Here is a 15,257-nt window from a genome sequence, read left to right on the forward strand (position 1 = left end):
CGGACTTGGCCGGCCCGGAGAATTCCTTTCTTGTGGAAATCAACGGCAGGACCGATTATGCCGGAATGAAATTCTAATGGAGCCGTCATGGACCGCCTCGATCGGAAAATTCTTCGCCTTCTGCAGGAGGACTCCACGCTCGCCGTGGCTGACGTAGCGAAAAAGGTCGGCCTGTCGACGACGCCCTGCTGGCGGCGAATCCAGAAGCTGGAGGAGGAAGGCGTCATCAAGCGGCGCGTGGCTTTGCTCGATCCGGCGAAGATCAACGCCCGCGTCACGGTGTTCGTGTCGATCCGCACCAATTCGCACAGCCACGAATGGCTGCGCCGATTTTCCGAGGTGATCCAGGAATTTCCCGAGGTGATCGAATTCTACCGCATGAGCGGCGACGTCGATTACCTGTTGCGCGTCGTGGTGCCGGACATTGCCGCCTATGACGCCTTCTACAAGCGGCTGATCGCCAAGATCGAGATCCGCGACGTGTCCTCGGCTTTCGCCATGGAGCAGATCAAGTACACGACCGAAATGCCGCTCGACTACATGGCGCTCGACAAGGAAAGCGGCTCCCTCAGCGCGGGAGCCGGGATCTGACAAGCCGCTGCGCTTCTGCTTGAGGCGCAGCGGCCGCTTCAGAGTTCAGCGCTTGGCGATGGCCACGAAATCGCGCTGTGGATGGCCGGTATAGAGCTGGCGCGGCCGGCCGATCTTCTGGTGCGGATCCTCGATCATTTCTTTCCACTGCGAAATCCAGCCGACAGTGCGTGCGACCGCGAACAGCACGGTGAACATGGTGGTGGGGAAGCCGAGCGCCTTCAGCGTGATTCCCGAATAGAAATCGATGTTCGGGTAGAGCTTCTTTTCGATGAAATATTCGTCGGTCAGCGCGATCTTTTCCAGTTCCATGGCGACGTCGAGCATCGGATCGTCCTTGATGCCGAGTTCGCCGAGCACCTCATGCGTGGTCTTCTGCATGATCTTGGCGCGCGGATCGTAATTCTTGTAAACGCGGTGGCCGAAGCCCATTAGCCGGAAAGGATCGTTCTTGTCCTTGGCCCGGGCGATGAATTCTGGAATGCGGTCGACATGGCCGATTTCCGACAGCATGTTCAGCGCAGCCTCGTTGGCGCCGCCATGCGCCGGGCCCCAAAGGCAGGCAATGCCCGCGGCGATGCAGGCGAACGGATTGGCGCCTGACGAGCCGGCAAGCCTGACGGTCGAGGTCGAGGCGTTCTGCTCGTGGTCGGCGTGCAGGATGAAGATGCGCTCCATGGCGCGCGCCAGCACCGGATTGACCTTGTACTCCTCGCACGGCACCGCAAAGCACATATGCAGGAAGTTGGCGGCGAAGTTCAGCTCATTCTTCGGATAAACGAAAGGCTGGCCGATATGGTATTTGTAGGCCATGGCCGCGATCGTCGGCATCTTGGCGATCAGCCGGATCGATGCCACCATGCGCTGGTGCGGATCGGAAATGTCGGTCGAGTCGTGGTAGAAGGCCGACAGCGCGCCGACCACGCCGCACATCACCGCCATCGGGTGGGCGTCGCGGCGGAAGCCGGTGAAGAAGCGCGACATCTGCTCGTGCACCATTGTATGGCGTGTCACGCGATAGTCGAAATCGTCTTTCTGCGCCTTGGTCGGCAGTTCGCCATAAAGCAGCAGATAACAGACCTCCAGGAAATCGCTGTGCTCGGCCAACTGGTCGATCGGATAGCCGCGGTGCAGCAGGATGCCCTCGTCACCATCGATGAAAGTGATCTGGGATTCGCAGCTTGCGGTGGAGGTGAAGCCCGGGTCGTAAGTGAACGCGCCGGTGTCGCGGTAGAACGTGCTGATGTCGATGACATCTGGTCCAACTGAGCCGCTGCGCGCTTTCAATTCGAGAGTTTTGCCGCCAAATTCCAGTTTCGCTGTCGATTCGGTCATCAAAAACTCCCTTCGTTCATGCGGCGCGAGAGCGCCAAGTTCGGCAACGCAGCAACCGCCCGTGGAATGCGCGCTTGTGCTAGCGCATTTGCCAGGCCCTGCCTAGTTATTCGATAGCAGCAATGTTGCACCGCAACACACTGCTTTCAATGCCGTTCGGTTGAGCCAGGAGGCTTAATCGATTTGATCCGCTATGCGCGCCAGGCTCTCCTCGCGGCCGAGCACGGACAGCACGTCGAACACGCCGGGCGAGGTGCTTCTGCCCGTCAACGCCGCGCGCAAAGGCTGCGCCGCCGCGCCGAGCTTCAGGCCGTTTTCCGTGGCGAATTCGCGAATCGCCGCCTCCGCCGAAGCCGCATTCCAGTCGCCATTCACGGCTTCCAGCGCCGCAAGCGCGCCGGACAGCACGGTGCGCGGCTTCTCGCCCAGGAGTGCTGCAGCCTTCTCGTCCATCGCCAATGGCCGCTCGGCAAACAAAAAGGCCGCCCCGTCAGCAAGTTCGACCAGCGTTTTCGCGCGCTCCTTCAGGCCGGGCATCGCCGCCAGCAACTGCTTTTTGCGCGTGTCGTTCATACCCTCGATCAGGAGCGTGCCGTTTGGTAGATAGGGCAGGGTGGCGATCAGTGCGTCGGTAAGCTCGGCATCATCCATCTGGCGCATGTGGATGCCGTTCAGCGCCTCCAGTTTCTGGAAGTCGAAGCGCGCCGCGCTCTTGTTGACGTCGTCGATATCGAACCAGCGGATCATGTCGTCGAGGCTCATCACCTCGTCGTCGCCATGGCTCCAGCCGAGCCGCACGAGATAATTGCGCAAGGCCGCCGGCAGATAGCCCATCGAGCGGTAGGCCTCGACGCCGAGCGCGCCATGACGCTTCGACAGCTTGGCGCCGTCCGCCCCGTGGATCAGCGGGATATGCGCCATGACCGGGATCTCCCAGCCCATGGCGTCATAGATGATCTGCTGGCGCGCGGCGTTGGTGAGGTGATCGTCGCCGCGGATGATATGCGTGACGCCCATGTCGTGATCGTCGACAACAACAGCGTGCATGTAGGTCGGGTTGCCGTCCGACCGCAGGATGATGAAATCGTCGAGATCCTTGTTGGGAAAGCGCACATCGCCCTGAACGCGGTCGCGCACGATCGTCTCGCCCTCGGTCGGCGCCTTGATGCGGATCGCGCCTCTGACGCCGGCAGGCGCCTCGGAAGGGTCGCGGTCGCGCCAGCGGCCGTCATAGCGCGGCGGCCGGCCCTCGGCACGCGCGCGTTCGCGCATTTCGTTGAGCTCTTCCGGCGAGGCGTAGCAGTGATAAGCCTTGCCCATCCGCACCAGTTCCTCGGCGACTTCGCGGTGGCGCGGTGCGCGTTCGAACTGCGAGACCGGCTCACCCTCCCAATGTAGGCCGAGCCAGGTCAGCCCGTCGAGGATCGCGGCGGTGGCGGCATCGGTCGAGCGCTCGCGGTCCGTATCCTCGATGCGCAGCAGCATCGTGCCCTTGGTGTGACGGGCATAGAGCCAGTTGAACAGCGCCGTGCGCGCGCCGCCTATGTGCAAAAAGCCGGTGGGCGAGGGTGCAAAGCGGGTGACGACGGTATCGGGCATTATATTTCCAGGAAATGGCGGCTTTCCGCGGGTGGGATCGGCCCGTGGCGCGCATGGCAATTCGGTGCCGTTCATGTAGCATAGAGGGTCGAGGGTGCAAGGGGCAGGGACTGAAGCTTCATGACGCTGCTGGCGTCAGGTGCGGCCGGTCTCGGGGGATCTCGGATGGCCGGCGAGACGGCGGCAGGCGATGTCAGCGAGCGCATGCTGTTTGCGCCGACGACTGATGCCGAGTCGCTTGTCCCGGTTCAGCCCCCGGTCGCACTCTCGCCCGCAAGTCGCCGGTTTTCGCTTCCGGCGTTGCCCGACGGTCTGTTTCCAAAAGCGCTGCTCCCGGCCTCAACTGCCTCCCTCCAGTTCATGTCGCGCACATGGGGCCGGGATATCGCCCTGGAGATCGACCGCGGCGCGGCATTTCTGCTTGTCCCGGTCTTCCTGGCTTTCGGCGCGATCGTTTATTTCGCGCTGCCTTTCGAACCCGCCTTCGCGCCGGCGCTAGGGGGAACGCTCGCCATCGGTCTTGTTCTCGCGCTGCTGCCGTCGCGCGGCGTGACCCACTTCGCGCTGGCCGCCGTCCTTGTCTGCCTTCTCGGCTTTCTGGCGGCAAAAGTCGAAACCTGGCGGGCCGGCACGAAAATGCTGGGCGGCGAAATATCGACAGTCGTCACCGGCCGGGTGGCTGCGATCGACCACCTCGCTAATGGCCGCACGCGGTTGACGCTCGACGTCACCGCCACCGCCCGCCCGAAACTGCGCTATGCGCCGGACCGGATTCGCGCCTCGGCGGTAAAGATTCCTGCCGGCCTCGCGGTCGGCGCGGAGGTCACCGGCCTCGTGCGGCTGATGCCGCCTTCCGGCCCGGTGCGGCCGCAAAGCTATGATTTCTCATTCGAGAGCTACTTCGACCGCATCGGCGCGAGCGGTTTTTTCCTGCGCACACCGCAGCTCACGACAGCGGCCGCGCCGCAGCCTGCAGGGACGGAGAAAGTAAGACAGAACAACCAGCTGCTGAATGATCTTTACGTATTGAAACCGCACCTGCCCTTCTCGGCGCGCATTTCCGCTTGGGTCCAGAACGGCCGCAACGCCATCGCTGACCGTATCCGGGAGAGCATCGGTGGCCCGGAGGGGGAGATCGCCGCAGCTCTGGTCGTTGGCGTCCGCGCCGGCATCCCTGAGGTGGTCAATGAATCGTTGCGGCGAACCGGCCTTTACCACGTCATCTCGATATCCGGCCTGCACATGGCATTGGTCGCCGGCACGATCATGGGTGGCCTGCGGGTTGGCTTCGCATTGTTTCCAGGCTTCGCGTCGCGGCGGCCGGTCAAGAAGTATGCCGCGGTTGCGGCCCTCGCCGCGATTGCCGCTTATCTCTTTATCTCCGGCGGCGAAGTCGCGGCGCAGCGCAGCTTCATCATGCTCGCGGTGATGTTGACGGCGCTGCTCTTCGACCGCGCCGCGCTGAGCATGCGCAATCTGGCGATCTCGGCGATCCTCGTCATCGTTATTTCGCCGCATGAGGTGGTGGGTCCGAGCTTCCAGATGTCTTTCGCCGCCACCGCCGCGCTTGTCGGAGCCTATGCCTGGTGGTCGGACCGCAGGCAGGCCAATTCCAACACCACAGCCCGCCCGCCCGCCCGGTCGCCGGCCAGGAATATGCTACGGAAGGTACTGGTGCTTGCCGTAGGTCTGGCGGCGACCTCGGTCGTGGCCGGCTTGGCGACCGCAGTGTTCGGCGCATACCACTTCCAGCGCGTCTCGCCGCTCAGCTTGGTGGCGAATCTTGCGGCCATGCCGATCGTCTCGGTGCTGGTCATGCCATTCGCGGTTATGGGCGCTGCCGCCATGCCGTTCGGCCTCGACGCGCCGTTCTTCTATATTATGGGCAGGGGACTTTCGGCCATGATCGTCGTTGCCGACTGGTTTTCCGTCCGCTCGCCGCTCGACGCGGTTGGCCTTGTCTCGGTCCAGGCCGTCCTGCTCATCGCCATTGCCTTGGTCTTTGCCACCATGGCGACGACCAGGCTTCGGCTGGCGGCCCTGCCGTTTGCCGTGCTTGGTGCCTTAGCGCTAGTCGGCGCCAAGACACCTGATGTGTTTGTCTCGGAAGACGGGCGTTTGGTTGCGCTCCGTAATGGAGAGGGAGAATTGGCCGTCAATCGGGCGCGGCCTAACCAGTTCACGATCGACAGCTGGAAGCGCGCGCTGCGCGCTGAAACCATCGTCCCGCCGGAAAAATCCGCGGATTCCCGGGTGCAGTATTCCGAGGAGCCGGCTTCATCCGGCTCGTATGCGGCAGCATCACTGCTTGGGACGCTTGTAGCGAATGCATCTGAAGCCGATGAGCCATCGCTCAAGCCGGCGAGCCAGCCCGCCGAGACGTCGCCGCCTTCCAAGAGCATTCCAGGCACCCGCTTCGACTGCGACCCCGAGCGATGCGTAATCCGCCACCCGTCGGGCCAAATCATCGTTCATACGGCCAATGCCGCCGCGGCTCGAAGTGCCTGCGACTACGCATCCCTGATCATTATCGATGATGCTACGGCCGAGCTTTCCTGCAAAAGCCCCGCCGTAGCGATCGTCACCAAGCGCGACCTCGCTAGGCACGGAAGTGCTGCTATCCACTTCGCCGCACAGGGCTCGAAACCCGAGATCCGCTATGCCGTGGCCAAGCCCTACCGGCCCTGGCATGCGCAGCGCCAATTCTCGCGCGCAGCGCGCGGCATGCCACCCTATCTGCGCAAACCTACGCCTGAGGCCAAGACGCCGCCCAACCAGCCGGAAGACGCCGCCGCCGGCGAATCGCCTCAATAACGCCGGATTAGCCCGACGAGCTTGCCTTGCACCTTGACCCGGTCGGGCCCGAAAATCCGTGTCTCATAGGCCGGATTGGCGGCTTCGAGCGCGATGGACGCGCCCTTACGGCGGAAGCGCTTCAGAGTCGCTTCCTCCTCGTCCACCAGGGCGACGATGATCTCGCCGGGATTGGCCGTATTGGCGTTGCGGATGATGACCGTGTCGCCGTCGAAAATACCGGCCTCGATCATCGAATCGCCCTTCACCTCGAGTGCGTAGTGCTCGCCGCCCGAAATCATTTCCGGCGGAACGGCGATCGAATGGGTCTTGTGCTGGATCGCCTCGATCGGCACGCCGGCCGCGATGCGGCCCATGACCGGGATCGATATTGAAGCGCGGGCGTCGTCATCATTGCCGGCTGCGGGCACGCGCGACGGCTCGGGCGGGCGGCGGCCGAGGCTGCCTTCGATGACGCTCGGCGAGAATTTCCGCGCCGCATTCAAGCCCGGCGCTATCGAATCGGGTAGCCGCAGCACCTCCAGCGCCCGCGCGCGGTTGGGCAGGCGGCGAATGAAGCCGCGCTCCTCGAGCGCTGTGATCAGCCGGTGGATTCCGGACTTCGAGGCTAGATCCAGTGCGTCCTTCATTTCGTCGAACGAGGGAGGGATACCGGCCTCTTTCAACCGTTCATGGATGAAGAGCAGCAGTTCATGTTGTTTGCGCGTCAGCATCACAGCTCCCAAGAATCAAACGGAAAACAAATCCAGAACAAACACTATCTGTTCCAGTTGTGTTCTGCAACCTTTTAAATTTTAATGAACGCGTTGACGATTTGTTCAGCGTAACATCAGAACGTCGCACGACGCGCCGACATCTGCGGCGGCTGCGAACGGCTCGCGCACGATCAGCGCGTTGGCGTCCGCGAATATCTTCAGCATCGAAGAATCCTGGATGCCGAACGGCGCCGCGATAAGCCCGTCCGGAGTGGCTTTCACCACGGCGCGAATATAGTCCTGGCGCGTGTCGTTGGCGGGCAGGGCGGTGGCGAGCCTCGCCCGGCGCAGGTCGGGTTGGTGAGGCACGCCCCCGAGTTGCGCCAAGAGCGGCTTCAGGAACAGATGCGAGCAGACCAGGCCCGCCACCGGATTGCCGGGCAGGCCGAGGCAGCGCGTGGCGCCGAGCCGCCCGAACATCAGAGGCTTGCCGGGCCGCATGGCGATCTTCCAGAAATCGAGCACGACGCCTTCGCTGGTCAGTACGTCGTGGATGAGGTCATGGTCGCCGACGGACGCCCCGCCAAGCGTGACGATCACGTCGGCCTGCGCATCCATCGCCCGCCGGACCAGCGCCGAAATCGACTCCTTGCTGTCCTGTGCTATGCCGAGATCGATTACGCGGGCGCCGGCCGATTGCACGATCGCCCCGACGCCGAGGGCGTTGGAGGCGATGATCTGGTCCGGTCCGGGCTCGCTGCCTGGCGGCGCCAATTCGTCGCCCGTCGCGATGATCGCCACCAGCGGCCGCTTGACTACGCGAAGCGTCGCATGATTGGCGGATGCGGCGAGCGACAGCGCAGCCGCATCGAGCACGCGTCCGCGTTCAAGCAGCAGGTCGCCCTCGGCGAAATCCAGCCCCTTGCTCCTGATGTGGTGGCCGGCGGCTACCGCTTCCGTCACTTCGACGCCATTTTCGCCAACGCTGCTCGTATTCTCCTGAATGACGATCGTGTCGGCGCCCTTCGGCATCGGCGCACCGGTAAAGATGCGCACCGCCTGTCCGGGACCGACCTTGCCGGGAAAACGCCGCCCGGCGGGAGCGGCGCCGATGATTTCGAGCTGCACCGGCACATTTGCAACATCCGCGGCGCGCACGGCGTAGCCGTCCATGGCCGAGGCGTCGAAGGGAGGCTGAGTCCGCAACGCCTTCAGCGGCTCTGCCAGCACTCGGCCCGCAGCATCGGCCAGCGGCACTGTCTCCGTTTCGCGAGGCCTCGCGCCGTCCAGCAGCAGCCGCAAGGCGTCCGCGACCGGCAGCAGCGCCATTACCCACCCGTCCGGTAGTCGCCGGATTTGCCGCCGGTCTTTTCGACCAGCCTTATCCCGGAAATCTCCATGCCGCGGTCGAGCGCCTTGGCCATGTCGTAGATGGTCAGGCAAGCGACCGACGCCGCAGTCAGCGCCTCCATTTCCACGCCTGTCTTGCCGGTGACGCGGGCGAGCGCGATGACCCGCAGGCCGGGCAGGGCCGGCTCCGGCTGGATGTCGACGGACACTTTGGTGAGCAGCAGCGGATGGCAGAGCGGGATCAGCTCATGCGTCCTCTTGGCGGCCATGATGCCGGCGATGCGCGCCGTGCCGAGCACGTCGCCCTTCCTGGCGTTGCCGGCCATGATCATGCGCAGCGTCTCGGGCAACATGGTGACGATGCCCTCGGCGATTGCCGTCCGCTCGGTCTCGGCCTTTGCCCCGACATCGACCATATGCGCCTCGCCCTGGGCACCGAGATGGGTGAGCTTCTTGCCACCGGCCATGGACTACCCCTCGGCGGCGATGGTTTCGCCGGTCAGGAGCGCGCGCGTAGCGGCCGCCACATCCGCCTGCCGCATCAGGCTCTCTCCGACCAGAAATGTGCCGATGTTGCTTCGCGCCAGCCGCCGGCAGTCCTCATGCGAGAAGATGCCGCTCTCGCCGACCAGGTGCCGGTCGGCCGGCATGAGCTTGGCCAGCCGCTCTGAGGTTTCGAGGCTGACGTCGAATGTCCGCAAATCGCGGTTGTTGACGCCGATCAGCCGCGACGACAGGTTCAGCGCGCGCTCAGTCTCGGCCTCGTCATGCACCTCAACGAGCACGTCCATGCCGAGCTCGAATGCTGTCTCCTCGAGCGCACGGGCCTCGCTGTCCCCGACGCTCGCCATGATGATCAGGATAGCGTCCGCCCCCCAGACTCGCGCCTCGTAAACCTGATAGGGATCGAACAAGAAATCCTTGCGCAGCGCCGGCAGCTTTGTCGCCTTTCGCGCCGCCGTCAGGAATTCCGGTGCACCCTGGAAGGAGGGCCGGTCGGTCAGCACGGAAAGGCACGCCGCGCCGCCCTGTTCATAGGCGCTGGCGAGCGCCGGGGGATCGAAGTCGGCTCGGATCAGCCCTTTTGAAGGGCTGGCCTTCTTGATTTCGGCGATCAGCGCGAATTGCCCGGCTTTGCGCTTCGCCTCGAGCGCCGCCAGAAAGCAGCGCGTCGCGTCCGCGTCGCGTGCTGCATTCTTAAGCTCCGAAAGCGGCATGCGCGTTTTGGCGGCGGCAATCTCGTCGCGCTTATAGGCCTCGATCTTTCGCAAAATGTCGGCCACGGCGCTATCCGTTCGATACTTTGACGAGCGCGTCGAGCACGCCCGCGGCGCGGCCATTGTCGATCGCGGCCGCTGCCTGCCTGACGCCGTCGGCCAGCGTTTCCGCTTTGCCGGCGACTACCAATCCCGCGCCGGCATTCATCAGCACGGTGTCGCGGTAGGCGCCCGGCTGGCCATGCAGCATATCGCGCAACGCCTTGGCGTTGAAAGCCGCGTCGCCGCCGCGCAGATCCTCGCGGACGTGACGCTTCAGGCCAAGTTCTTCGGGCGTGAGCACGAAATCGCGCACCGCGCCGTCGTTTAGCTCGCTGACACGGGTCTCGCCGGTCGCGGTGATTTCGTCGAAGCCGTCGCCATGTGCCACCCAGGCCCGCTCCGCGCCGAGTGTCTTCAACGTCTCGGCCACCGGCCCGACCCATTCAGGCGAAAACACGCCGACCATCTGGCGCTTGACGCCGGCCGGGTTCGACAACGGCCCCAGCAGGTTGAAGATGGTACGGGTGCCGAGTTCGGCCCGGATCGGCCCGACATGGCGCATCGCCGGATGATGCGCCGGCGCGAACATGAAGCCGACTCCGGCTTGGCGAATGCAGTCGCCGATCGCCTCGGCGGTCAGGTCGATTTTGATGCCAAGGGCGGTCAGAACGTCGGCCGCGCCGGTCTGCGAGGAAAGACCGCGATTGCCGTGCTTGGCCACCGGCACGCCGCATCCGGCGATTACGAAGGCCGACGCGGTCGATATGTTGACGCTGTGCGAGCCGTCGCCGCCGGTGCCCACGATGTCGATAGCCTCCGCCGGCGCCTCGACCCGCAGCATCTTCTCGCGCATCGTCGCGACCGCGCCCGAAATCTCGGCGACGCTTTCGCCGCGCACCCGCAGCGCCATCAGGAAAGCGCCGATCTGGCCGGGCGTCGCTTCGCCCGACATGATGATGTCGAACGCTTCCTTCGCCTCCTCGAAGGTGAGGGCGCTGCCGGTGGCGGCCTTGGCGATGTGCGGTTTCAGCGTGGTCATGGCGTGTGTTAGAAGGCCAGCGCCTGGTCGATCGCGGCGCGATTGACCTCCACCTCGTATTGCGTCTGCAGGCGCGCCACCAACTGGTCGAGCAGATCGTTGGCAAGGCCGGACGAGAACGAAGCCTGCGCGTCCTCGGGCACGGATTCAGGGCTGGCGCCAGCCGGCTCGAACACTTCCGTCACCTTGAACAATATCTGCGCGTCGCTCGTCGGCGCCTGGATCACGCCGCTGCCGCCTTCCGCGACGGCGAAAACGGCTGCGACGCCTTCCTTGCCGAAATCGGCGTCGTCGGCTTCGCGCTTCAGGCCGCGCTTGGTCTCCTTTTCAAGCGAGAGTTCGGTTGCCAGCGCGTCGAGCTCGGTTCCGTCCTTCAGTCGCTTTTCAAGCTCGGCAGCCTTTGCCGCCAGCCTTTTCGTGGTCTCCTCGGCGATCCAGTCGGCGACGACCTTTTCACGCACCTCGTCCAGTGTGCGATCGCGCGCCGGCGTGATGCCCTCCACTTCGAAGAAGACAAAACCATTCGAGCCTATGTTCACCGGCGGGTTTTCGACATTCGCCTCGGTCTCGAAGGCGGCCTGCAGCAGATCGCGCGACTGCGGCAGGTCGCCGTGGACGCTGCCGTTGGGCAGTCGCTCAGCGCGATCGATTGCCTCAACCGTCACCACATCGAGCTTCAGTTTCGCCGCAGCCTCCCGCAGCGATTCGCCCGCCGCGCGCGAATCCTCATAGGCGTCATGGACGTCGAGCAGCACGCGGTTGGCCTCGGAGAGCGCCAGATCCTTACGAATTTCAGGGGCGACTTCCGCCAGCGGACGCACCGTTTCCGGCTTGATTTCGGTCACGCGCAGCAGCACCGGACCGAACGCGCCCTGGACGATCGGGCTGACTTCGTTCTCGGCAAGCTTGAATGCCGCCTCCGCCACCGTCTTGTCGGCGACCTTGTCCTTGCTGAGGGTGCCAAGCAGCGTATCGGCCTGCGTCTTGCCCTCGGCCGCTACAATCTTCTCGAAAGTCGCGCCGCCCTTCAGCGAATCGAGCGCTGTCTGCGCGGCTTCCGGCGTCTTGAAGACGAGCTGTTCGATCGCACGGGTTTCCGGCGTCGTGTAGCGGGCTTTGTTCTGCTCGTAGTCGGCCGCGACCTGCTCGTCGGTAATCGCGCTCTCGTCGGCGATGTCCTCGGGCTCGAGCTTCACATATGAAATCTTGCGGTATTCCGGCGCGGCGTAGTCGGCCTTGTTCTCCTCGAACCAGGCCGTCAGCACCTCATCCGACGGCGGCTCGACCGGCTCCACCAGCGCCTTCGGCAGCACGACGTATTCCGCCGTGCGGTCTTCGCCCCGATAGAGCGCGACTGCTCTGAGGAACGTGTCGGGGGCTTCCAGCCCGTCCGAGACCGCCTCGACGATCTGCTGGCGCACCGCCACCTGGGCGCGGTTGTTGAAATAGTCTTCCGGCCGCATGCCGATCTCGCGCAGCACATAATCGAACTGCTGCCGGCTGAACTTGCCGTCGGGGCCGCGGAAGGCAGGATCTTCAGCGGTCAGGGAGGCGAGGCGGTCCTTGGACAAGCCGAGGCCCAGCGTGCGCGCCTGCTCATCCAGCACTGCCCCGGCGACGAGTTGGCCGAGAACCTGATTGTCGATGCCGAGCGCAGTCGCCTGTTCGCGGGTCAGCCGCTGCCCGAACTGCTGGGACAGCACATTGATCTGGCGGTCATAGGCGAGGCGGTATTCGACGGCCGGCACGGTCGTGCCACCAGCCGTGACAACGGCGTTACCGCCGATCACGCCGAGCATCGATCCCGAAATCCCCCAGACCGCAAAGCTGATGACGAGAATGACGAGCAGCAGCTTGGCGACCCATGTTCCGGCGGCATTTCGCAGGCTATTGAGCATATTCACTTCCGATTTTGGCGCATTCCTTGAGTGTTGCGCCCGGTCGAACGGCAATAACCTTCCCGCCGTCAAAACTCAATGAGGATGTGGGCGCGTGTCTATGGCGGCTTATCGCCGGCCCGATCCTCCATCATGGAAAGAACCGGAAGGGTGGAAAACGGTTACTGCCACCGTTGCTTCGCACGGCTCTCATGCGTCACTAGCAGACCTACTTCAAATCGGCGATCGCAGTGTGGCCCTTGCCAAGTGTCTCGGCGGACCTGTGATTTGCCGGGCTTTGCTGAAAACCCTCGTGGGTTGGAATCAACCCGATCTGGTCCAGCCATTTGACCCGCGAGCGAGTCATCACCTGAGCGCTAGGCTGATATTCGTCCGGACTGGTCATTGTGGCGGCGTGCACATGAACCTCGAGGGGCCACCTGTCGGATCGGAAATAAAGTCTCGTACCGCATGATGGACAAAACCCTCTGAATGTTCCGGGACTACTCTCATAATGCACGACTTCACCCGACCAGGTCAGTTGCTCGGGGCTCACACCCAGGAATGCAGTGAAAGGGGCGGAGGTGGCACGCTGACAATCGGTACAGTGGCAAACCAGGTTGCGAATGATCTGTCCGGAGCAGGTCCAGGTAACCGCCCCGCACATGCAACGTCCCCTGAAATTTGCCATCGCTCCCCCTGTCCGACGTCATGTCCGTCACAAGCCATCTCACAATCGCCAATCGACGCGCCCTTGTCGAGCATATCGGGCGACACGGGCTTCAGAACGAGCCTTTTCGCCGCGATCAACGATAGAAATAGACCAACTCTCGGGTCGGTATGTTTTTCGCTGGTGATCCAGTTGGCCGGTCACATCCTCAAGGAAGCATGAGCCCGCCAATGGCGGGTTTGACACCGGATATCGCATGTTGGCGGAGGACGAGACTTGGACGACGTCCGCTTTGGGTCGAAGGCGGCCTTGCCGGCTGCTGCTGCCGAATTGCATTGCCCTTCCGCGCCGATTGCTTTGTGAGCTGATTTTGATAGTGAGGGCGCCAGCCGGTGCTGCTTATCTGGAGGAAACGATCGCCATGACGCCTGGAGTCCGCCCGCTTGTCGCCGGCAACTGGAAAATGAACGGCACCAGCGCCTCGCTGAACGAATTGCGGGCGATCGGCCACGGTTTCCTCGGCGGCCTCGATTCCGAGACGGAAGCGCTGGTCTGCGTTCCCGCCACGCTTCTGGCCCGAGCCGCCGAAGTCCTTTCCAGCACGCCTGTGCGCCCCGGCGGCCAGGACTGCCACGCCGAGCCGAATGGTGCGCATACCGGCGATATTTCCGGTGAAATGCTGAAGGACGCCGGCGCCACCCACGTCATCGTCGGCCATTCGGAGCGCCGCGCCGACCACGGCGAGACCGATGCAATGGTGCATGCCAAGGCCGAAGCGGCGTGGCGCGCCGGCCTGGTTGCCATCATCTGCATCGGCGAGACGCGCGACCAGCGCGACGATGGCGAGACGCTGACGGTGCTGTCGCGCCAGGTCGCCGGTTCGGTCCCGGCCTCCGCCACGCCCTCCAACGCCATTGTCGCCTATGAGCCGGTCTGGGCCATTGGCACAGGGCTGACGCCCACGGCGCTCGATGTCGCCAAGGCTCACGCCCATATCCGAACTGAGCTGGCCGCAAGGATCGGACCCGAGGCGGCCGGAAAGATGCGTATTCTCTACGGCGGCTCGGTCAAGCCCTCCAACGCGGTCGAGCTTCTCGGCGTCGATAATGTCGACGGTGCGCTGGTGGGCGGCGCCAGTCTCAAGGCCGCGGATTTCCTCGGAATCGCGGAAGCCTATCTTTCGATGTAGCCTCGGAAGGGCCTTGCGAAGGCTAGGCTTTCCCAGATGGCGCGGACGCAGCGCATTGCAAAGGCGCTGCCGTTCCCCATATTCCGGGCGGGCTTGGAAATGCCACGAAAGCATTGTATTGAGCCGCCTCAAATCGCGGGCCACAGCGCCGCCAATCAATCCTGCCAGGTGAATTCATGGAAACTGTAGTCATCGTCGTTCATCTGATGATCGTGCTTGCCCTCGTCGGCGTCGTGCTTCTGCAGCGCTCCGAAGGCGGCGGTCTCGGCATTGGCGGCGGCTCCGGCTTCATGACCGCGCGCGGCGCGGCCAACGCGCTGACCCGCGCCACCGCGATCCTGGCGATCGCCTTCTTTGCCACGTCGCTCACGCTTTCGGTCATCGCGCGCTATGGCGAGCGGCCGATCGACATTCTCGACCGCGTGCCGGCCGCCGGCCAGGGCGGCGGCGCGGGCGTGCTCGACCAGCTCGGCGGCTCCGACGCCGCGCCCACAGCAGTGCCGACCGGCGATGACGCTGCCGTGACCCCGCCTGCCGCTGCGCCTGCGGTGCCGACCGGCGACGACGCCGCGACCTCGCCTGCAACTACACCCGCGGAGCCGACTGGAAACGGTGCCGCCGCAACCCCGCCGGCCACGCCCGCTGCTCCGGCTGCGCCTGCCACCCCGCAGGTCCCCAACCAGTAATCGCGCCGTCGTACACTGCCACTGTGATCGATTAGGCACAGTCGCGGCAAATGCCGTGCGGCTAACGCCGTTTCGGCGGTTCGGAACGGCTCAAGCCATTGAGCCGCCGGTCTTTAATCGGTTATAAAGCGCGTGGCGGCAGTGTTGGCACTT

The 15,257-nt window shown here is 64.1% G+C and carries 13 protein-coding genes; 4 read left to right on the forward strand and 9 right to left on the reverse strand.

The window, feature by feature from the left end; all coding sequences use genetic code 11:
* Positions 1–87 precede the first annotated feature (87 nt).
* Positions 88–591: an Lrp/AsnC family transcriptional regulator gene (locus ABVK50_RS09685; protein WP_353641759.1), complete on the forward strand. Its 504-nt coding sequence runs from the start codon at positions 88–90 to the stop codon at positions 589–591.
* Positions 592–636: 45 nt separating this feature from the next.
* On the opposite strand, the gene gltA is transcribed toward ABVK50_RS09685, so the two are convergent.
* On the reverse strand, positions 637–1,926 hold the full coding sequence (gene gltA, locus ABVK50_RS09690) for a citrate synthase (protein ID WP_353641758.1): 1,290 nt from the start codon (positions 1,924–1,926) through the stop codon (positions 637–639).
* Positions 1,927–2,100: 174 nt separating this feature from the next.
* Positions 2,101–3,525: a glutamate--tRNA ligase gene (gltX, locus tag ABVK50_RS09695; RefSeq protein WP_353641757.1), complete on the reverse strand. Its 1,425-nt coding sequence runs from the start codon at positions 3,523–3,525 to the stop codon at positions 2,101–2,103.
* Between the two features lie 165 nt (positions 3,526–3,690).
* Here gltX and ABVK50_RS09700 point away from each other — a divergent pair, with 165 nt between their 5' ends.
* Positions 3,691–6,339, forward strand: coding sequence for a ComEC/Rec2 family competence protein (locus ABVK50_RS09700; protein ID WP_353641756.1), 2,649 nt, complete (start codon positions 3,691–3,693; stop codon positions 6,337–6,339).
* On the opposite strand, the gene lexA is transcribed toward ABVK50_RS09700, so the two are convergent.
* The 7 genes from lexA to ABVK50_RS09735 all read right to left on the reverse strand — a co-directional run bounded on the left by lexA (position 6,333) and on the right by ABVK50_RS09735 (position 13,250).
* Positions 6,333–7,052: a transcriptional repressor LexA gene (gene lexA, locus ABVK50_RS09705; protein WP_353641755.1), complete on the reverse strand. Its 720-nt coding sequence runs from the start codon at positions 7,050–7,052 to the stop codon at positions 6,333–6,335. The genes ABVK50_RS09700 and lexA overlap by 7 nt on opposite strands.
* A gap of 105 nt (positions 7,053–7,157) precedes the next feature.
* Positions 7,158–8,363 carry a gephyrin-like molybdotransferase Glp gene (gene glp, locus ABVK50_RS09710; RefSeq protein ID WP_353641754.1) on the reverse strand — a complete coding sequence of 402 codons (1,206 nt, stop codon included), beginning with the start codon at positions 8,361–8,363 and terminating at the stop codon, positions 7,158–7,160.
* On the reverse strand, positions 8,363–8,851 hold the full coding sequence (gene moaC / locus ABVK50_RS09715; RefSeq protein WP_353641753.1) for a cyclic pyranopterin monophosphate synthase MoaC: 489 nt from the start codon (positions 8,849–8,851) through the stop codon (positions 8,363–8,365). The genes glp and moaC overlap by 1 nt, the downstream gene beginning before the upstream one ends.
* 3 nt (positions 8,852–8,854) lie before the next feature.
* The gene (trpC, locus tag ABVK50_RS09720; protein ID WP_353641752.1) at positions 8,855–9,667 is read right to left on the reverse strand and encodes an indole-3-glycerol phosphate synthase TrpC; all 813 of its coding nucleotides are present in this window, start codon (positions 9,665–9,667) and stop codon (positions 8,855–8,857) included.
* A gap of 4 nt (positions 9,668–9,671) precedes the next feature.
* Complete coding sequence (trpD, locus tag ABVK50_RS09725) at positions 9,672–10,682, reverse strand: anthranilate phosphoribosyltransferase (RefSeq protein ID WP_353641751.1); 1,011 nt, start codon at positions 10,680–10,682, stop codon at positions 9,672–9,674.
* 8 nt (positions 10,683–10,690) lie between these two features.
* Positions 10,691–12,580 carry a SurA N-terminal domain-containing protein gene (locus ABVK50_RS09730; protein WP_353641750.1) on the reverse strand — a complete coding sequence of 630 codons (1,890 nt, stop codon included), beginning with the start codon at positions 12,578–12,580 and terminating at the stop codon, positions 10,691–10,693.
* 208 nt (positions 12,581–12,788) lie between these two features.
* Positions 12,789–13,250 (reverse strand): GFA family protein, encoded by a 462-nt coding sequence (locus tag ABVK50_RS09735; protein ID WP_353647027.1) that lies wholly within the window; start codon positions 13,248–13,250, stop codon positions 12,789–12,791.
* A 400-nt stretch (positions 13,251–13,650) separates the two neighbouring features.
* On the opposite strand from ABVK50_RS09735, the gene tpiA reads away from it, so the two are divergent.
* Complete coding sequence (gene tpiA, locus ABVK50_RS09740) at positions 13,651–14,418, forward strand: triose-phosphate isomerase (protein ID WP_353641749.1); 768 nt, start codon at positions 13,651–13,653, stop codon at positions 14,416–14,418.
* Between the two features lie 176 nt (positions 14,419–14,594).
* Positions 14,595–15,104 carry a preprotein translocase subunit SecG gene (secG, locus tag ABVK50_RS09745; protein WP_353641748.1) on the forward strand — a complete coding sequence of 170 codons (510 nt, stop codon included), beginning with the start codon at positions 14,595–14,597 and terminating at the stop codon, positions 15,102–15,104.
* Positions 15,105–15,257: the final 153 nt, after the last annotated feature.

Origin of the sequence: Mesorhizobium sp. WSM2240 (assembly GCF_040438645.1) — a bacterium.
GTDB lineage: Bacteria > Pseudomonadota > Alphaproteobacteria > Rhizobiales > Rhizobiaceae > Allomesorhizobium.

What these genes read in the sequence shown, in the direction of transcription:
- ABVK50_RS09735 (WP_353647027.1), bottom strand. Translation starts at nt 13,250, where the DNA reads ATGGCAAATTTCAGGGGACGTTGCATGTGCGGGGCGGTTACCTGGACC.
- gltA (WP_353641758.1), bottom strand. Translation starts at nt 1,926, where the DNA reads ATGACCGAATCGACAGCGAAACTGGAATTTGGCGGCAAAACTCTCGAA.
- secG (WP_353641748.1), top strand. Translation starts at nt 14,595, where the DNA reads ATGGAAACTGTAGTCATCGTCGTTCATCTGATGATCGTGCTTGCCCTC.
- lexA (WP_353641755.1), bottom strand. Translation starts at nt 7,052, where the DNA reads ATGCTGACGCGCAAACAACATGAACTGCTGCTCTTCATCCATGAACGG.
- ABVK50_RS09700 (WP_353641756.1), top strand. Translation starts at nt 3,691, where the DNA reads ATGGCCGGCGAGACGGCGGCAGGCGATGTCAGCGAGCGCATGCTGTTT.
- moaC (WP_353641753.1), bottom strand. Translation starts at nt 8,851, where the DNA reads ATGGCCGGTGGCAAGAAGCTCACCCATCTCGGTGCCCAGGGCGAGGCG.
- glp (WP_353641754.1), bottom strand. Translation starts at nt 8,363, where the DNA reads ATGGCGCTGCTGCCGGTCGCGGACGCCTTGCGGCTGCTGCTGGACGGC.
- tpiA (WP_353641749.1), top strand. Translation starts at nt 13,651, where the DNA reads ATGACGCCTGGAGTCCGCCCGCTTGTCGCCGGCAACTGGAAAATGAAC.
- trpD (WP_353641751.1), bottom strand. Translation starts at nt 10,682, where the DNA reads ATGACCACGCTGAAACCGCACATCGCCAAGGCCGCCACCGGCAGCGCC.
- gltX (WP_353641757.1), bottom strand. Translation starts at nt 3,525, where the DNA reads ATGCCCGATACCGTCGTCACCCGCTTTGCACCCTCGCCCACCGGCTTT.
- ABVK50_RS09685 (WP_353641759.1), top strand. Translation starts at nt 88, where the DNA reads ATGGACCGCCTCGATCGGAAAATTCTTCGCCTTCTGCAGGAGGACTCC.
- ABVK50_RS09730 (WP_353641750.1), bottom strand. Translation starts at nt 12,580, where the DNA reads ATGCTCAATAGCCTGCGAAATGCCGCCGGAACATGGGTCGCCAAGCTG.